This is a genomic window from Shouchella clausii, from assembly GCF_002250115.1.
Taxonomy (GTDB): domain Bacteria; phylum Bacillota; class Bacilli; order Bacillales; family Bacillaceae_D; genus Shouchella; species Shouchella clausii.
In genome coordinates, this window is sequence record NZ_CP019985.1 from 2,676,566 (window position 1) to 2,693,582 (window position 17,017).

The window sequence follows — 17,017 nt, forward strand, 5'->3', positions numbered from 1 at the left end:
TGAATTGACATGACGATTATTTCTGATGTTTATGCACGTGAAGTCCTTGACTCTCGTGGCAACCCGACTGTAGAAGTAGAAGTTCATCTAGAATCTGGCATTATGGGCCGTGCCCTCGTGCCAAGTGGCGCCTCGACTGGCGAATACGAAGCGGTAGAACTTCGCGACGGCGGAGACCGTTATATGGGCAAAGGTGTCCAAAAGGCAGTTGACAATGTAAATGAAAAGATCGCTCCTGAACTAATCGGCGAAAACGCGTTGGACCAAATTGGCATCGACCGTTTGATGATCGAACTTGATGGGACAGAAAACAAAGGCAACTTTGGCGCCAACGCGATTCTTGGCGTGTCAATGGCCGTTGCCCACGCTGCTGCAAATGCACTAGACATTCCTCTATATGTCTATCTTGGCGGCTTTAATGCGAAGCAACTTCCAGTGCCAATGATGAACATCATTAACGGTGGAGAGCATGCCGACAACAACGTAGATATTCAAGAATTTATGGTCATGCCTGTCGGCGCAGAAAGCTTTAAAGAAGCGCTTCGCATGGGTGCGGAAATTTTCCATAACTTGAAGTCAGTTCTTAAAGCGAAAGGCTACAACACAGCAGTAGGCGACGAAGGAGGCTTTGCTCCGAACCTTTCTTCAAACGAAGAAGCGCTTGCCACGATCATTGAAGCGATTGAAAAAGCAGGTTATAAGCCTGGAGAACAAGTGAAGTTGGCAATGGACGTTGCTTCTTCTGAGCTTTACAGCAAAGAAGACGGCAAATACCACCTTGCTGGCGAAGGCAAAGTTCTTTCTTCTGAGGAAATGGTTTCCTTCTACGAAGAACTTGTTTCGAAATACCCAATTATCTCGATTGAAGATGGCCTTGATGAAAACGATTGGGAAGGCCACAAACTTCTAACAGAGCGCCTTGGCGATAAAGTTCAACTTGTTGGTGACGATTTGTTTGTCACAAACACGAAAAAGCTAGCGGAAGGCATTGAAAAAGGCATTGGCAACTCGATTCTGATCAAAGTAAACCAAATCGGCACATTGACGGAAACATTCGATGCAATCGAAATGGCAAAACGCGCTGGCTATACAGCTGTTATTTCCCACCGTTCTGGTGAAACAGAAGATGCGACGATTGCTGACATTGCTGTTGCCACAAATGCTGGCCAAATCAAAACAGGCGCGCCGTCTCGTACAGACCGTGTCGCCAAATACAACCAACTTCTTCGCATTGAAGATGAGCTTGCTGATCTTGCTCAGTACAATGGTTTGAAGTCTTTTTATAACTTGAGCAAGTAAGTGGTTAATAGCAACGCCCCTCCTGATTAGATACAGGAGGGTTTTTTCGATTGTGGGGAGGAATCATTAAATTAAAATATAAATAACTCAATATTATGAATATATTATAATGAATGAAATATAAAATACTATATGTTAATGTTAAATTGTACTTCTTATAATTCAATTCTGAATATAAGGAGCAAAAAAATATGGGAGGGATTTTTTTGAAAGTAATCGCAGGTAGGTTCACTTTTGTAATGTTGGCCATTTTATTTGTAATTGGCACAACAGTATCTTCGGTCGCAGGTGCGCAGAGCATAACCGATGAACAGCTACGAAAACAAGTTAGTGAAAAGATAACGAAAGAACTAGGCATTGAGTACTATGAGGTAGAAACAAAAGAAGCTGAAACATATGTAAATGATTTGAAGAGTAATTCTTTATTTGTAAATGAGGCTAATTCTGATATATCAGAATATTAGGCCTATGGTATTACTGGACTTCCAGCAGAAGGTTTTGAGGACAACGTGATTGTCATTAACGGCTTTTTAGATAATTCAAATGAGTTTATAGCCGTTTACAACAAAGATTATAATGGGCTTGGTTTTGCTACGATCACTGACGATTCTGGTGAAGAAATTACAGTTACATTTATTGCAGAGGATAGAGTCGAGACATCTAGTTTGTCTGAAGAAGAAGCAAAAACTATCCAAAAAAATTATGCCGTAAATATGGATAGTAAAATCGAAAAATACTTAACTGGAGGAGATGAAGATTGTAATTGTGGACCTGAAGAAAATGTGTCAACTGGTGAAGTAATTACACATGACTATCCTTGGTATGCTTCTTTCTTATGTTCTATTGCTGGAAGCATTGCATGTGTTAGCTTATGTATTGCTTTTGGGGTCGTTCCAGTTGCTGGTTGGTCTCTTGCCTTTTTCTGCGAGATGTTTTGTACGGGTGCATGGGGAACCTGGTTATGCCCTTAAAACAATAGGGTAAGGTTAGTAGCATGGACCTTTATGTAGTCCATGCTACTTTTAAAAATAGTCGTGACGGCATAAGAACTTCGGTTTGGTGTCTAAAAATGAGAAATTGATAAGTAAAAGACACATAGGCTATTTAAGTCATATCAAATTAAGCATAATTAGCCTTTTCCCTTTCCCTGTCTAAGAATGTAGAAACAGTTTTTACCTTAATATTAATAGTCGACAGACTTCTGAGCAGTTTTATACAAATTTCGGAATGCTAAATAAACTGATATCCAAGCTATAAGATAAAAAAGAAGGTAAATTGAAGAAAAGGCAGTGACGGTCTCAAACTTTATGATGTGCATGGCATACGCCCCAAATGCCATAAACAGTAAAAAAAACATCGCAATACCTGTATAACGCAAACTAATCAGTTTTTGTTTATCAACTTTTTTGGGATAATACCGAAAAGTGAACCAGCATGCGACAACAAATAATGTTCCGTAAACAGTGAAAATTCCGGCTAAGTTAGCGTTTATATTGCTAAAATAAATTGGAAAGCTAAACAAACCTAATCCGGCAAACACCAGACTTAAAGAAACATTGAATCCAAAGTGGTTACCGTTAAAAGCTTCCTTTTGCTCTTGTCGATACAGGGATAATATTTGGGTAGATAGTTCTTCTGCAGTAAGATAGGAGTTTAACACTCTTCTTTCGGCATCGTTTGAGCTACAATTGTACTGGGCGCAAATCTCTTCTTTTTCAGATAGCAAGTGATCCTTTATCTCGTTTATATGGCTTTGCCTTTCCCCTCTTGGTAATTCTCTAATCTTACTGTCCACTTCAGCTAAATAATCTCTAAAGCTTAGCTACTGTTTAGCCACTAGTCTCACCTTCCTTTAAAGATATAAGAAATAAATATAAATTTTGATAATGTTCAAGTCTTTTGTTTAAAATTTCCTTCCCTTCCTCAGTAACTATATAATATTTTCTACTGCGTCCCTCATGATCTTCTTGATAAGAAGTTAACCATCTGTTGTTTGTCATACGTCGTAATATAGGATAGATTGAACCATTTGCAATTTGAACGATAGATTCCTTTCTTAGTTTTTTAGTGATCTCATAACCGTACATGGGCTTTTTTGCTACTAAAAGTAAAATGGCAAGTTCGAACATCCCTTTTGTAATTTGGCTACTCCAATCGTTTCTTTTCGAATTAATATCCATATTACCAATGTATATGATAAACATATATATGTCAATGATACATATAGGTTTTTAAAATAAAGTAAGTATGTTGGGCTCATGCTAAAGCGCAATGATTTCCATTGCCCTTTTCTACGCTTGTGGCAGGGGGAAAGGCGATAAAAAGACGGAATTAAAATTAATGTTTTGACAATAAGCGTTTTTTGTTCTATAGTGTGATATATCAGATTTCATATTTTAAATTGGAGCTGGTTGTATGACTGATAAGGATGAACGTTTCTTTTCTGTTGATCCCAATTTAGTAAAGTCACTGCGTGAACTGGCAGTCGAAAAAATCCGCGAAGGAATTGTAAGCGGATACTTTGAAGTTGGAGAGCATTTAAAAGAGCGTGAGTTATCGAAGATGATGGGAATTAGCACGACGCCGATCAAAGAAGCGTTTCGGATTTTAGAAAATGAAGGCATGCTAGTAACCGTTCCGCGCAAAGGGACATTTGTTTCAGAGTACGCTTCTACATCAATTGAAGAAATTCTTCTTCTACGCGCCGCCGTTGAATCGCTATGTGCCCGCCTTGCTGCAGTCAAAATGAGCGAAGAAGACGTGAAGGAACTTGAGCAAGTGGTGCTTATCATGGAGAGCCTTCATAACAAAGGTGATTCAGATGCCTTGATTGAACAAAATTCACGGTTTCACCAAATGATTATTACCAGTACCGAAAATAAGATGATGCAAACGATCTTAGCTAACATTCGCAGCATAGACAAAGCCTTCCGGAAGCGTGCCCTTAAAGTGGAAGTCGAGCGCGAAGTCGGCTATCAAGAGCACAGAGCAATTTTTGAGGCGATTAAGCAACGGGAGCCTGAGCAGGCCGAACAGCGAATGAAAGACCATATTTTGCGGACGAAAGACAATATTTTGGCTGCAGAAGCGAGAGCACAGGCCGAAAGAAATCCATGATCATTCATCGGCCTATATAGGCCGAGAATGGTCAGAGCTAATTTTTTAGAAAAGGGTGATGAACTGTGGCAAAGAAGCCGTTGGCAAAAGCATTAGAAACCATTTCTGGCATACCAATCACGCCGTTTCGAAAATCAGACGGCAGCATCGATTGGAACCACTACAAGGAAACGGTCGACAGGATTGTCGACAATGGCATTGATGTGATCGTTCCTTGTGGAAATACGAGTGAATTCTATGCGCTGTCTCTTGAGGAAGCAAAAGAGGAAGTCCGGCGCACCGTAGAATATGTTAATGGGCGTGCGCTTGTCGTCGCTGGCATCGGATATGCGACGTCAACAGCGATTGAACTTGGAAACGATGCGATAGCGGCCGGGGCAGATGCGGTCATGATTCATATGCCGATCCACCCTTATGTGACAGCGGGCGGTGTGTGTGCCTACTTCCGCGAAATCATCGAGGCACTAGATTTTCCGTCACTCGTTTATTTTAAAGATCCTGAAATTTCCGACCAAGTGCTCGTTGATTTGGCGCCACTTGAAAACCTAGTCGGCGTCAAATATGCGATTAATGATTTGCCTCGCTTTGCCAAAGTTGTACGTTCGATTCCAGAGGAACATCAGATCGCTTGGATTTGTGGAACAGCAGAGAAATGGGCGCCATTTTTCTGGCATGCGGGGGCAAAAGGGTTTACTTCTGGGCTTGTGAATCTTCTGCCCGAAAAAGCAGTCGATATGCTGGAAGCATTGCGAAACAATGACAACGATACCGTGTGGCAAATTTGGGAAGACATTGTCCCTTTCGAGGACTTGCGCGCGAAGTACAACCAAGGCAATAACGTCGTCGTCATTAAAGAAGCAATGGAAATGCTTAGGCAAAATGCTGGGGTGACAAGGGCACCTGTGAATGAATTAAGCAACGAAGATAAACAGCTTGTGACAGAACTGCTTTCTAGCTGGAAGTTATTACAACCTACGAAAGGATGAGGCAAATGGCGATCAAAACAGAAGTCGTATTTGGCAATTATATTAACGGGCACTGGAAACAAGAAGCGGCTCCCCCTCTCGCAAGCATAAATCCGTCCGATGTCGAAGAAATTGTGGGCTATATCCAGAATTCCCCGGCTGATGTCGTTGATGACGCGGTTGCAGCGGCGAAGGGCGCCCTTTTGCCGTGGCGGAAGCTGACAGGAGCGGAGCGTGGCCATTATTTGTATCAAGCGGCCAATCAGTTAGAAAACCGCCTCGATGAAATTGCGGAAACACTCGCCCGTGAAATGGGAAAAACATTGCCTGAAGCAAAAGGGGAGACAGCTCGCGGTGTCGCGATCCTTCGGTATTATGCCGGAGAAGGGTTAAGAGCTGATGGCGAGGTGATCCCTTCCACAGACAGCGAAGCGCTCATGTTTACGAAACGTGTTCCCCTCGGCGTCGTTGGTGTGATTACGCCATGGAATTTTCCTGTTGCGATTCCTGTATGGAAAATCGCTCCAGCGCTTATTTATGGCAATACGGTTGTGTTTAAACCAGCAACAGAAGCAGCTGTAACAGCAGCAAAAGTAGTGGAGTGTTTTGCGCAAGCGGGACTTCCTGAAGGTGTGCTCAATTTGGTGACAGGGTCTGGCAAGGTGATCGGAAATGCACTAGTCGCCCATGAACACGTTCACGGCCTAACGTTTACTGGCTCAGAACAAACAGGTAAGCAAATTGGAAAAGCAGCAGCTGCAAGGGGAGCGAAGTACCAGCTTGAAATGGGTGGAAAAAACCCTGTTATTGTCGCAGAAGATGCTGATCTTCATGTAGCTGTTGATGCAACAATTAGCGGTGCTTTTCGCTCTACAGGACAGAAATGTACGGCGACAAGCCGCGTCATTGTCGCTGAAGCGATTCTTCAGGACTTCCAGGAGCTTCTTCTCGAAAAAACAAAACAAATTACAATTGGCAAAGCTCTAGACGATGGCGTTTGGATGGGGCCTTGTGCAAGTGAGGCGCAGCTTCGTACCGTTCTAGACTATATTGAAATCGGCAAAAATGAAGGCGCGAAACTTTTATGCGGCGGCAAGAGGGTAACAGACGGAAACCGGTCGGCAGGCTATTTTGTTGAACCGACGATTTTTACAAATGTGAATCGCCATATGCGAATTGCCCAAGAAGAAATATTCGGCCCAGTTATTGCTCTTATCACAGCGAAGAACATGGAGGAGGCGATCGAAATCGCCAATGACAGCCGGTACGGGTTAAGTGCCTCTATTTTCACAACCAATATTGAAAAAATGCTGTTGTTTATTGATGAAATGGATGCGGGCCTTGTTCGTGTTAATGCAGAAAGTGCCGGTGTTGAATTGCAAGCGCCATTTGGAGGAATGAAAGCGTCTAGCTCCCACTCTAGAGAACAAGGGCAAGCGGCAAAGGAATTTTACACATCAATCAAAACAGTATTCGTGAAAGGGTGATAAGGATGAAAATTACAAATGTGCAGTTAACGGCAATCGGTATGCCACGCTTGACTGGCTTTGTCAATAAACATGTGATCGTGCAATTGTTTACAGACGACGGCATTGAGGGGATTGGCGAAATGTCAGACTTCTCTCATTTGCCGAAGTATGCGGTTGACATTGTTGATTTGGAGCGTACGTTAAAACAAATTCTCGTTGGCAAAAACCCATTTGACATAGCCCCTATCAATACAGAGTTAAATGGAAACTTCCCTGAAGCGATGTACTACTATGAAAAAGGCAGCTTTATTCGAAATGGCGTTGACACAGCGCTTTATGACCTTTGTGCAAAAGCGCTAGGCGTGTCTGTGTCCGATCTATTAGGCGGCCGCCAACGTGAGAAAATCAAAGTATGCTTTCCGATTTTTAGGCATCGCTTTATGGATGAAGTTGAGGCGAATTTAGAGCTCGTTAAAAAGCAATACGAGAAAGGTTTTGACGTATTTCGCCTTTATGTCGGCAAAAACGTTGATGCGGACGAGGCCTTTTTAGCAGGGGTTTACAACGAGTTTGGCGGCAAAGTAAAAGTGAAGTCCCTTGATTTTAGCCATCTCCTTGATTGGAAGGAAGCGTTACGGATTACTCGGCGCTTAGCGAAATACCCAATCGATCTTGTTGAGAGTCCGGCACTCCGAAATGATTTTGCAGGACTGCACCATTTCCGGATGCGCTGTGAATTGCCGGTAAGCGAACATGTCTGGAGCTTGCGTCAGCAATCGGAAATGATTAAACATGATTCAGTTGATATTTTTAACATTGCCCCTGTCTTCATTGGCGGCATTACACAGGCCAGAAAAGCGGCTGATGCAGCGGCTGTAGCTGAAAAAAGCGTCCTTATTGGGACAACGCAGGAACTATCAATTGGCACAACAGCGATGGCCTATTTTGGTTCAACACTCGACCATTTAAACTACATTTCCGATCCAACTGGCCCAGAGCTTTATGTCGGCGATGTTGTGAAAAACAAAGTCTATTATGAAAACGGTTACTTGCATTTGCCTGAACGTTCAACTGTAGGGCTCGGAATGGAGCTTGATTGGGAAAAAGTCGAGCAGTATCGGGTCGAGTCGCTCAATTGGGAGGATGTATCCGTCCATCAACTGCAAGATCGAACATCACAAACGCGCGCTTAAGGCGGGAGGAGGTGTAAGTCGTGAAATGGTTCCCTTTGTTTGTGCTGCAGGCTATTCTTCTAGTGGCCTGCAGCAACCACGACGAAACAGCCGTTACGCAAGCGGCCATTGATACGTATCCAAAGCAAACGATTGAACTTTATGTCCCTGCCTCGCCAGGGGGGCAGTCTGATGCGGGAGCGAGGGTGTTAGCGCGTCATATTAGCAAGTATTTAGATAGCGATATTGTCATTGTTAATCAAGATACAGCAGGCGGGGCACTAGCGTTTGAAAATGTCTACCGCGCCAAAGCCGATGGATACAAGCTTCTCTACTATCACCAAGCATTGCACACAAGTTATGCCGTTGGCCAATACGATTATTCGGCGTTGGAAATGACGCCGATTGGAACGTTTGCTGGCATTAACCAAGTTTTTGTCACGCGTGCTGATGCCCCGTGGGATTCATTAGAAGAACTTGTTGAGGAGGCGAGGCAGCATCCTTACGAAATCCTATATGGTGGCCAAATTGGCGGCACTACTCATTTTATGGGGGAGCAACTTGGACAAGTTGCCGATGTCGACATTAAAGTGCTTGATGTCGGAGGAGAGTCTGACCGGATGACGGCATTGCTTGGCAACCAAATTGATTTTGTTTCTACTGGCATTGGCAACGCCTTAAATTATATTGAATCAGGCGATTTTAAAGCGTTAGCCGTTCTATCAGAAGAACGGGATGAGCTGGCACCTGATATCCCGACTGCCCTTGAGCAAGGGTATGACGTACAGTTTCCAATCATCCATACGTTATATGGACCGCCTAATTTGCCTGAAGAGATCATTCACAAATGGAACGCAGCAGCAGAGCAGCTTGCAGAAGATGAAGAGTATGTACAAGACCTCGCCACAACGTTCCAGAGACATATTCAAATGGATCATAATGAAACCCTTACATTCAACCAAGAAGAACTCAAAAAAGCAGAAGGCATCGCGTTTGAGTTATTCCAAGAAGACTAAGGATAAGGGGGAGCCAGTATGTCAAAACTCGATTGTTGGATTGGAATGGGAACGCTCCTTGTCGGCGCCTATATGATTTTGGAAACGCTTACGATGGATTATATGAGGCTCATGGATGATCCTGGGCCGGTTTTGTTGCCAAGGGTTGTCGGAATGGCGCTTGTTGTTTGTGGTGTTGCTTTAACAGTAGGTGGATTAAAAGCAAAGAAAAAAACGGAGCCGAAAGACGACTCGCCTGAGGCGAAAATCCGGCAAAAGAAAATGTATATGATGTTAGGAAGTTTGTTTTTATACGCCGTCGCTTTTTCGACGTTAGGATACGTATTAAGCACGTTCCTTTTTTTAGCTGCCACGACTTTATACTTGTCGAGTAAGCGAACGAAAAAGCATGTTGTTCAAGTAACAGTGGCATCACTGCTTATTACTTTTTCAATCTATTGGATATTTACCGAATATCTAGATGTTTTATTACCAGACGGATTTTTTCGATGAAGGGGGACGAAATCAATGGATGTTTTACTTGCGAGCATAACTGACGTGTTCACCCCTTTTGTCGTTCTATTAATGGTACTAGGGGTATTCTTAGGCCTTATATTTGGCACAGTGCCTGGCTTAACCTCGACGATGGCAATGGCCTTGTTCGTGCCGTTTACGTTCCAATTAGAACCGATACAAGGAATTAGTTTTCTTGTCTGCTTGCATTTAGGCGGCGTTTCTGGTGGGCTCGTTGCTTCTACACTTTTAGGAATACCTGGAACGCCCTCATCGATCGCTACAACGTTCGATGCGTACCCAATGGCGAAAAACGGCGAACCAGTAAGAGCACTTGGCATTGGCATTGTTGCCTCGCTTGTTGGCGGTTTGCTAAGCTTTATTGCTTTAACCACTATTTCTCCCCTCATTTCGAGGTTTGCGGTACAGATGGGGCCATTTGAGTTTTTTGCTTTAATCTTTTTCGCTCTCTCCTTGCTTGCCGTCCTTGCCCAAGGCAGCATGTTGAAAGGGATTACCGCTGGCTTTATTGGTTTAGCAATTGGCATGGTAGGGTTCGCGCCAATTGATGGGCTGCAGCGCTATACGTTTGGCGTGTTAGAGCTAAAAGGCGGCATCAGCTTGTTGCCGCTTATCATGGGCTTATTCGCTATCGCTCAACTTTTAGCGGAAATAAAGGCGGGCGATGAGCGAAAGGAAATGAACTTTTCTGTGAAAGGCATTGGCATTAAGGTGGCCGAAATATTCCAAAATAAGTGGAATATGCTACGCTCGTCATTCATTGGAATTGCATTTGGGATTTTGCCAGGATTAGGGAGCGGCACATCAAACCTTGTTGCTTATGCACAAACGAAGCAAGCGTCAAAAAACCGTGACAAGTTTGGGAAAGGGGCACCTGAAGGCATTTATGCGTCTGAATCAGCGAACACAGCAGCTGTTGGTGGATCGCTTATTCCGATGCTGACTCTCGGTATACCTGGCGATACGGTAACAGCGATTTTGCTCGGTGGCTTTATGATCCACGGCATTCAGCCTGGCCCGCTGTTTTTTGCGGAGAACCGCGAAATTGTCAATGTCGTCTTTATCGCTTTCTTCGTTGCGATCTTTCTCGTTCTGTTGTTTCAAGTGTTCGCGATGCGCTTTTTTACACGTGTGTTGATGATTCCAAAGGAATATTTATTCCCCATTATTCTTGTCTTATGTTTTGTCGGCGCCTTTGCCACCAACTCTTCTGTTTTCGACATTGGCGTCATGCTCTTCTTTGGTGTTATTGGCTACATCTTGTTAAAGGCCAAGTTTCCGATTGCTCCGCTCATTTTAGGCTTTATTCTCGGGCCTCTTCTGGAAACATATTTGCGGAGAGCGCTCATGTCGACTGGCAATGTGGCCGACTTTTTTACAAAACCATTTTCGGCGATTTTTATTTTAATTGGAATCGGCTGCGTCCTATTTACGTTTATCAATGAAACACGCTCAACCAAGAAAGACTCGAAATCAGCAAGTATGTAAGAAGTTGACATCCAGGCAATAGAAGCGGCTGAAACTGTAGTTTTCCTTAAGGTTTGGCATTTTATAAAAGCCATGCTATCGTAAAAGGGAAAGAAAAAACGGGAGGCAGGCGTGTATGGCTGACAGTGAAATTCTTCCCCCTGCTGTAGCAACTTTTTTAAACGGTGAACAATTAGAAGAAAAGCAGCATGAGGCGATGCATTTTTTGACGGTTGATGACAATGGGTTTCCATATAAAGCGATGGTAAGCGTCGGCGAAGTGTTGGCCTATTCAAAAGACCGGTTACGGATTGCGTTATGGAGCGGAACACAAACGGATAACAATGCGACGCGTTCGGAAAAAGCTGTGCTGTTACTCGTTACGTGCGAAACGGCTTTTGATATTCAGCTAATGCTCGAACCGATAGGTCGTCAAGAGGGCCTTGCCCTTTACGAAGGGCGCGTCTTACATGTGAAAGCCGACCAAGCGCCTTATGCTAAATTAGAGTCGGCGGTACGCTTTACGTTAAAGGATCCAGATGCTTCACTCGCCCATTGGCGCCACAAACTTGAGCTTCTAAAAAACTAGCCTATTGTTTTCAAGGGCGTGGCTATGCTAAACTAGTGATACTGACGTGTTCGTGGAGGTGTTTGTTGATGCAGCTGTTTTTGATGATCGCATTAATTATTGTTTCTGTCCTCTTAGTCGCTGTCGTTCTTTTGCAGCCAGGTCGCAGCTCTGGGTTATCGGGCGCCATTACTGGAGGGGCAGAGCAGTTGCTAGGAAAACAAAAAGCGCGCGGGCTTGATGCGGTATTGCATCGAGCAACAATCGTACTTGCTGTTTTGTTTTTTATTTTGACAGGGTTAAATGCGTATTTCCTATAAACGATGCGGAACACCTGGGCTTGCCAGGTGTTTTTTCTGTTTTCTGTTTAATCGCAGCTTAAAAAAGGAACAATCGGATATAGAGGTGATGAAGTGCGCTTAATCATTTTAGACCAAGTGCCTATAACGATAGGGCAAACAGCGGAACAAACAGCGGAACGAACGTTCTCTCTTGTTGAGCTTGCCGAACAATGGGGGTACGAACGGTATTGGTTTGCCGAACACCACGGTACGAGGGGGCTTGGTTCCAGTGCTCCTGAAGTGTGGATGGCAGCTGCTGCCGCAAGGACAAAGACGATTCATGTAGGCTCTGGAGGCATTTTGTTGCCCCAGTATAGCCCTTATAAAGTAGCGGCTCAGTTAAGGCAGCTAGAAACGATGTTCCCAGGTCGAATTGACGGCGGCATTGGCAACTCCCCTGGTGGCCCTGAACGAATCCGCGCGGCTCTTGCGTATGGACATACAGAGGGGATCGCCATGTTTTGGGAGAAAGTCGATGCCCTTTCCAAGTGGATACAAGGCGGCAGGCACAAGGAAGTGACTGTTTCGCCGAAACCAGCAAGTACACCAAACTTGTTTATCCTTGGTCTTGGAGAACGGAGCGCCATCGAAGCGGGCCGGCGGGGGTTAGGTTTTGTCCATGGGCGTTTTATCGAGCCTGGACGAGGGAGGTTGGCACACGCTGCATATCGACAAGCGTTTAAGGGCAAAGGGAAGCCAGATGCGTTAACGGCCGTATTTATCATTTGCGGCGAAACGGACGAGCATGCTGAAGAGTTGGCAAAGACCCAAGATTTATGGTTATTGCGGACGGAAAAAGGTTTAGATAGCCGCGTGCCAACCAGCATAACAGCCGCCTCTGCTCAGCTAAGCGAACAAGACCGTGCCCGTATCCAGGCGAATCGGAAGCGGATGATTATTGGCGGGCCTGAAACTGTAAAACGGGAATTAGAAAAAATCGCGAATGAAACAGGCTGCGACCAATTTCTAGTTTTAACGAATATCGATGATTTTGATGAAAAATGCCGTTCTTATGAACGGTTGGTGAAGGCCACAAAGTCGATAATATCAGCAGATTAAATAGAAAACGTTGTCAGCTGAAGATTGCAGTCGAGGGGAGAGGCGAATAGAACAGGCGTTCATAAGCATCAGCAAGGCAAATGAAAACATATGTGAATGTTTGTCTACAGTCTGTATCGTTCGTATGCTCGGCTGACAATCTGCTATCACGACTACAAAGCAACAGGAGGAACCTTTTGTGATTGGGTGTCTATGTATACATGGCTTTACTGGGGATCCGTGGGAAGTACAGCCTATTGCCGATGAACTGGCAAAGCAGCCTGGCTGGCTTGTTTATACGCCTGTATTGCCTGGCCACGGCCAAGGAAGTTTGCGGGAGTTAAAGCATGTGACATACAAACAGTGGGTATTTGCTGTGGAAGTAGCGGCTGAAGAAATGAGAAAACGGTGCGACCGCCTTTATGTGATTGGTTTTTCAATGGGTGGAATGCTTGCCAGTTACATAGCAGCCCGTTTTCCTGTCGACAAGCTTGTACTGTTAAACGCTGCTGCCTACTATATGAATCCGAAACAGTTTGTAAAAGACATGTTCTCTGCCATTCGCTACCACCTGACTGGCGAACAAGAAGGCGATGAGCTGATTGAACTTTATGAAAGGAAATTCAGGACAACGCCATTCGCCGCTGTACACCAATTTTTGCAACTCGTCCAAAAAACGAAGCCTTATGCAAGTAAAGTGACGGTGCCAACGCTCATTATCCAAGGAGAGCTTGATGGCCTTGTTCCATTAAAGTCAGCTTATTATCTTTATGATGTAATTGGGTCCAAAACAAAACAAATTAAAGTGATGAAACGATCACGCCATATGATTTGCCATGGATATGAAGCCGATAAAGTGATTGAGGAAATTAAAATGTTTCTGACAGATAGACAAACAGAGAGGGAAGATGACAATGAAATTAGTGCCACCTAAACCTTTTACATTTGAAGGAGGACAGCGGGCTGTTCTGTTATTGCATGGCTTTACAGGAACGACTGCTGATGTCCGCATGCTTGGCCGCTTTTTGCAAAAGCATGGCTATACATGCCATGCCCCTTTATATAGAGGGCATGGCGTGCCGCCAGAAGAGCTTGTAAAGTACAGCCCAGAAGATTGGTGGGCTGATGTACAGGCAGCGTATGAACAATTGCAACAAGATGGCTATAAGGAAATCGCAGTGTGCGGATTATCTCTAGGTGGTGTTTTTTCATTAAAAGCAGGTTTCTCTATGCCTGTAAAGGGAATCATATCGATGTGTGCCCCTGTCAGGCCCAAAACGGAGGAAGCGATCAAAGTTGGGATGCTCCGTTACGCGAAAGAGTACAAGCGTCTTGAAAAGAAAGAAGACGCGGTGATCGAAGCCGAAATTAGCGCGCTTGCAGAAAAATCGCTTGAGCCGCTTTATCAGTTGCGGCAGTTGATGGATGACGTACGGGAACAGCTTGACTTGATTTATGCGCCAACGTTCGTTGTCCAAGCGCGCTATGACGAAATGATCGATACCGAAAGCGCTACGATCATTTTGGACAATGTTGGCACAGACGACAAACAGCTAAAGTGGTATGAACATTCGACCCACGTGATTACACTCGGTGAGGAGAAAGAACAGCTTCATGAAGACATACTTGAGTTTTTAAATCACTTAGATTGGTCAAACTAAAAACAAAAGCTTGAAGGAGGGAAAGAATGGCTGCTCGATTAAAAGAAGAGCTGCTTGCCTATTTTCAAAATGAGGCGAAAAAGCCTGTTACAGTAGATGAATTAGAAGAGCAGTTCGGCATAGCTTCTGGCGACGACTTTAAAAAGTTGATCCAAGGCTTGAATGAACTGGAAGAAGAGGGGAGCATTGTGCGCACGCGGACAAACCGTTACGGCATCCCCGAAAAAATGAATTTAGTGCGTGGCCGTGTCCAAGGCCATGCAAAAGGATTCGCTTTTGTGTTGCCTGAAAACGGCGAGGAAGACATTTATGTTCCACAAGGCTCCTTGGCAGGGGCAATGAATGGCGATATCGTCCTTGTCCGTATGGATGAACGGACAAGCGGCGCCCGGGCTGAAGGAAAAGTGATCCGCATTATTGAACGGAAAGTGACAGAAGTCGTCGGCGAGTATAAACAGTTTTCTTCGTATGCGTTAGTCGTTGCCGACGACAAACGGATTAGCGCAGACTTTCTTGTTGTCAACGGCCAGGAAAAAGGCGCAGTTGATGGCCATAAAGTAATCGCGACGATTACCAAATATCCAGAAGGGCGTTTCGGCGGAGAAGCAGAAATAAAAGAAGTCCTTGGCCATAAAAATGACCCAGGCATGGACATTCTGTCGATCATTTACAAATATGGCATCCCGCAAAGTTTTTCCGAAGAAGCGCTTGCACAAGCGGCAAACGTGCCAGATGAGATTACAGAAGCAGACTTGCAGGACAGGCGCGACTTAAGGAACGAGCAAATCGTCACCATTGACGGGGCTGATGCCAAAGACCTAGACGATGCTGTACAAGTAAAAAAATTGGAAAACGGCCATTTTTTGCTCGGCGTACACATTGCTGACGTTTCCCATTATGTCGAAGAAGGGTCGCCGATTGACAAGGAAGCGTCTGACCGCGCTACAAGCGTCTATCTAGTTGACCGTGTGATTCCGATGATTCCACACCGTCTTTCAAACGGCATTTGCAGTTTAAATCCAAAAGTAGACCGTTTGACGCTGTCTTGCCAAATGGAAATCGACGAAAATGGTGGCGTTGTGAACCACGAGATTTTCCAAAGTGTCATTCGAACGACAGAGCGGATGACATATAGCGACGTTAACAAAATACTAGTCGAACAAGACGAGGCCTTGCGAGAGCGTTATGAAGCGTTAGTGCCGATGTTTGAAGCAATGGAAGATTTGGCACAAATTTTAAGAGACAAACGCTTCGCCCGTGGCGCCATTGATTTTGATTTTAAAGAAGCAAGAGTGCTTGTCAATGAAGAAGGCAAAGCGACAGATGTTGTGTTGCGGGAACGCTCAGTTGCGGAGAAGCTAATTGAAGAATTTATGCTTGCCGCTAATGAGACTGTCGCTGAACACTTCCATTGGTTAAAATTGCCGTTTGTATACCGGATTCACGAAGACCCTGATGCGGATAAATTCAATTCGTTTTTAGAGTTTATTACTGGGTTTGGCTATGTGGTTCGGGGCACAGCCAATACCGTTCATCCTCGTGCCTTGCAAGCACTTTTAGAGGAAATTTCCGGCGAACCAGAAGAAATGGTCATTAGCCGCGTCATGCTGCGCTCAATGAAACAAGCGAAGTATGATGTCCATCCAGTTGGCCACTTTGGGTTGTCAGCAGACTTTTATACTCATTTTACTTCGCCAATTCGCCGTTATCCTGATTTGCTCGTCCACCGCCTCATCCGCACGTACTTGATCAAAGGCAAAACGGATCGCAATACGACGGCAAAATGGCAGGAAGTGCTGCCTGGTTTAACAGCTCACGCTTCGGAAATGGAGCGGCGCGCGATTGACGCTGAACGGGATACAGACAGCGTGAAAAAAGCCCAATACATGGAAGATAAAATTGGCGAGACGTTTACAGGGATCATTAGCGGTGTCACCAATTTCGGTCTATTTGTCGAATTGGAGAATACGGTTGAAGGGTTAGTCCATGTTAGCTATTTGACAGACGACTACTACCATTATGACCAAAAGCATTATGCGATGATTGGCGAACGAAGCGGCACCGTTTTCCGCATCGGCGATGAACTCGAAGTCCGCGTTATCCAAGTAAATGTCGAAGAAGCATCGGTCGACTTTGAAATTGTCGGTATGCAGCCCCGCAAGCCGCGGAAAATACTTGAGCGGCCAAAAGTGATTGATGGCGGAAAAAGACAGCAACGGAACGGAAAAAAACGTGACAAGAATCGTTTGACAGGCGATCCAAATAAAGATGGCAGCCGGTCAAAGGCAAAGCGGAAGAAAAAGCCGTTTTATGAAAACGCCCCTAAAGCGAAACGAAAAAAAGGCCGTCGTAAAACGCGGAAATGACAGCTTTTGGATAGTGCCCCGTCAT

17 protein-coding genes and 1 pseudogene are annotated in these 17,017 nt (G+C 44.7%); 16 read left to right on the forward strand and 2 right to left on the reverse strand.

Annotation, left to right across the window (positions count from 1 at the left end):
* Positions 1 to 9 precede the first annotated feature (9 nt).
* The 3 genes from eno (at position 10) to BC8716_RS12790 (ending at position 2,270) form a co-directional block, all read left to right on the forward strand.
* Complete coding sequence (eno, locus tag BC8716_RS12780; RefSeq protein ID WP_094426228.1) at positions 10 to 1,299, forward strand: phosphopyruvate hydratase; 1,290 nt, start codon at positions 10 to 12, stop codon at positions 1,297 to 1,299.
* A 206-nt stretch (positions 1,300 to 1,505) separates the two neighbouring features.
* On the forward strand, positions 1,506 to 1,763 hold the full coding sequence (locus tag BC8716_RS12785) for a hypothetical protein (RefSeq protein WP_157730438.1): 258 nt from the start codon (positions 1,506 to 1,508) through the stop codon (positions 1,761 to 1,763).
* 9 nt (positions 1,764 to 1,772) lie between these two features.
* Positions 1,773 to 2,270, forward strand: coding sequence for a putative immunity/bacteriocin fusion bifunctional protein (locus tag BC8716_RS12790; protein WP_094426233.1), 498 nt, complete (start codon positions 1,773 to 1,775; stop codon positions 2,268 to 2,270).
* Positions 2,271 to 2,482: 212 nt separating this feature from the next.
* Here the strand turns inward: BC8716_RS12790 and BC8716_RS12795 are convergent.
* Together BC8716_RS12795 and BC8716_RS12800 are read right to left on the reverse strand one after the other, a co-directional pair.
* A pseudogene (locus BC8716_RS12795) lies at positions 2,483 to 3,097 on the reverse strand (DUF1700 domain-containing protein); the annotation flags it as partial.
* 31 nt (positions 3,098 to 3,128) lie between these two features.
* Complete coding sequence (locus BC8716_RS12800; RefSeq protein ID WP_411841320.1) at positions 3,129 to 3,503, reverse strand: PadR family transcriptional regulator; 375 nt, start codon at positions 3,501 to 3,503, stop codon at positions 3,129 to 3,131.
* Positions 3,504 to 3,714: 211 nt separating this feature from the next.
* Here BC8716_RS12800 and BC8716_RS12805 point away from each other — a divergent pair, with 211 nt between their 5' ends.
* From BC8716_RS12805 to rnr, 13 genes are all read left to right on the forward strand, one after another.
* A complete protein-coding gene (locus BC8716_RS12805; protein WP_062746447.1) occupies positions 3,715 to 4,416 on the forward strand; it encodes a GntR family transcriptional regulator in 702 nt (233 codons plus the stop codon).
* Between the two features lie 65 nt (positions 4,417 to 4,481).
* Positions 4,482 to 5,402, forward strand: a complete 921-nt coding sequence (locus tag BC8716_RS12810) for a dihydrodipicolinate synthase family protein (protein ID WP_062746449.1) — start codon at positions 4,482 to 4,484, stop codon at positions 5,400 to 5,402.
* A 5-nt stretch (positions 5,403 to 5,407) separates the two neighbouring features.
* Entirely contained in the window at positions 5,408 to 6,868 is a 1,461-nt protein-coding gene (gucD, locus tag BC8716_RS12815) for an alpha-ketoglutaric semialdehyde dehydrogenase GucD (RefSeq protein WP_094426237.1), read from the forward strand.
* Positions 6,869 to 6,873: 5 nt separating this feature from the next.
* Positions 6,874 to 8,043 (forward strand): mandelate racemase/muconate lactonizing enzyme family protein, encoded by a 1,170-nt coding sequence (locus tag BC8716_RS12820; RefSeq protein WP_094426239.1) that lies wholly within the window; start codon positions 6,874 to 6,876, stop codon positions 8,041 to 8,043.
* Between the two features lie 20 nt (positions 8,044 to 8,063).
* Positions 8,064 to 9,038, forward strand: a complete 975-nt coding sequence (locus BC8716_RS12825; RefSeq protein WP_094426241.1) for a tripartite tricarboxylate transporter substrate binding protein — start codon at positions 8,064 to 8,066, stop codon at positions 9,036 to 9,038.
* A gap of 18 nt (positions 9,039 to 9,056) precedes the next feature.
* Positions 9,057 to 9,530: a tripartite tricarboxylate transporter TctB family protein gene (locus tag BC8716_RS12830; protein ID WP_094426244.1), complete on the forward strand. Its 474-nt coding sequence runs from the start codon at positions 9,057 to 9,059 to the stop codon at positions 9,528 to 9,530.
* A 15-nt stretch (positions 9,531 to 9,545) separates the two neighbouring features.
* Positions 9,546 to 11,039 (forward strand): tripartite tricarboxylate transporter permease, encoded by a 1,494-nt coding sequence (locus tag BC8716_RS12835; protein WP_094426246.1) that lies wholly within the window; start codon positions 9,546 to 9,548, stop codon positions 11,037 to 11,039.
* Between the two features lie 115 nt (positions 11,040 to 11,154).
* Positions 11,155 to 11,607: a hypothetical protein gene (locus BC8716_RS12840; RefSeq protein ID WP_094426248.1), complete on the forward strand. Its 453-nt coding sequence runs from the start codon at positions 11,155 to 11,157 to the stop codon at positions 11,605 to 11,607.
* 68 nt (positions 11,608 to 11,675) lie between these two features.
* Complete coding sequence (gene secG, locus BC8716_RS12845; RefSeq protein WP_062746464.1) at positions 11,676 to 11,906, forward strand: preprotein translocase subunit SecG; 231 nt, start codon at positions 11,676 to 11,678, stop codon at positions 11,904 to 11,906.
* A gap of 93 nt (positions 11,907 to 11,999) precedes the next feature.
* Entirely contained in the window at positions 12,000 to 12,986 is a 987-nt protein-coding gene (locus BC8716_RS12850) for an LLM class flavin-dependent oxidoreductase (RefSeq protein WP_094426250.1), read from the forward strand.
* 178 nt (positions 12,987 to 13,164) lie between these two features.
* On the forward strand, positions 13,165 to 13,899 hold the full coding sequence (locus BC8716_RS12855) for an alpha/beta hydrolase (protein ID WP_094426252.1): 735 nt from the start codon (positions 13,165 to 13,167) through the stop codon (positions 13,897 to 13,899).
* Complete coding sequence (locus tag BC8716_RS12860; RefSeq protein WP_094426255.1) at positions 13,880 to 14,626, forward strand: alpha/beta hydrolase; 747 nt, start codon at positions 13,880 to 13,882, stop codon at positions 14,624 to 14,626. The genes BC8716_RS12855 and BC8716_RS12860 overlap by 20 nt, the downstream gene beginning before the upstream one ends.
* Before the next feature lie 26 nt (positions 14,627 to 14,652).
* A complete protein-coding gene (gene rnr, locus BC8716_RS12865; RefSeq protein ID WP_094426258.1) occupies positions 14,653 to 16,992 on the forward strand; it encodes a ribonuclease R in 2,340 nt (779 codons plus the stop codon).
* Positions 16,993 to 17,017: the final 25 nt, after the last annotated feature.

Bases quoted from the DNA above. Each gene is read 5' to 3' on its own strand.
- eno (WP_094426228.1), top strand. From the start codon at position 10: ATGACGATTATTTCTGATGTTTATGCACGTGAAGTCCTTGACTCTCGT.
- BC8716_RS12800 (WP_411841320.1), bottom strand. From the start codon at position 3,503: ATGTTTATCATATACATTGGTAATATGGATATTAATTCGAAAAGAAAC.
- BC8716_RS12805 (WP_062746447.1), top strand. From the start codon at position 3,715: ATGACTGATAAGGATGAACGTTTCTTTTCTGTTGATCCCAATTTAGTA.
- gucD (WP_094426237.1), top strand. From the start codon at position 5,408: ATGGCGATCAAAACAGAAGTCGTATTTGGCAATTATATTAACGGGCAC.
- BC8716_RS12820 (WP_094426239.1), top strand. From the start codon at position 6,874: ATGAAAATTACAAATGTGCAGTTAACGGCAATCGGTATGCCACGCTTG.
- BC8716_RS12830 (WP_094426244.1), top strand. From the start codon at position 9,057: ATGTCAAAACTCGATTGTTGGATTGGAATGGGAACGCTCCTTGTCGGC.
- BC8716_RS12835 (WP_094426246.1), top strand. From the start codon at position 9,546: ATGGATGTTTTACTTGCGAGCATAACTGACGTGTTCACCCCTTTTGTC.
- BC8716_RS12840 (WP_094426248.1), top strand. From the start codon at position 11,155: ATGGCTGACAGTGAAATTCTTCCCCCTGCTGTAGCAACTTTTTTAAAC.
- secG (WP_062746464.1), top strand. From the start codon at position 11,676: ATGCAGCTGTTTTTGATGATCGCATTAATTATTGTTTCTGTCCTCTTA.
- BC8716_RS12860 (WP_094426255.1), top strand. From the start codon at position 13,880: ATGAAATTAGTGCCACCTAAACCTTTTACATTTGAAGGAGGACAGCGG.
- rnr (WP_094426258.1), top strand. From the start codon at position 14,653: ATGGCTGCTCGATTAAAAGAAGAGCTGCTTGCCTATTTTCAAAATGAG.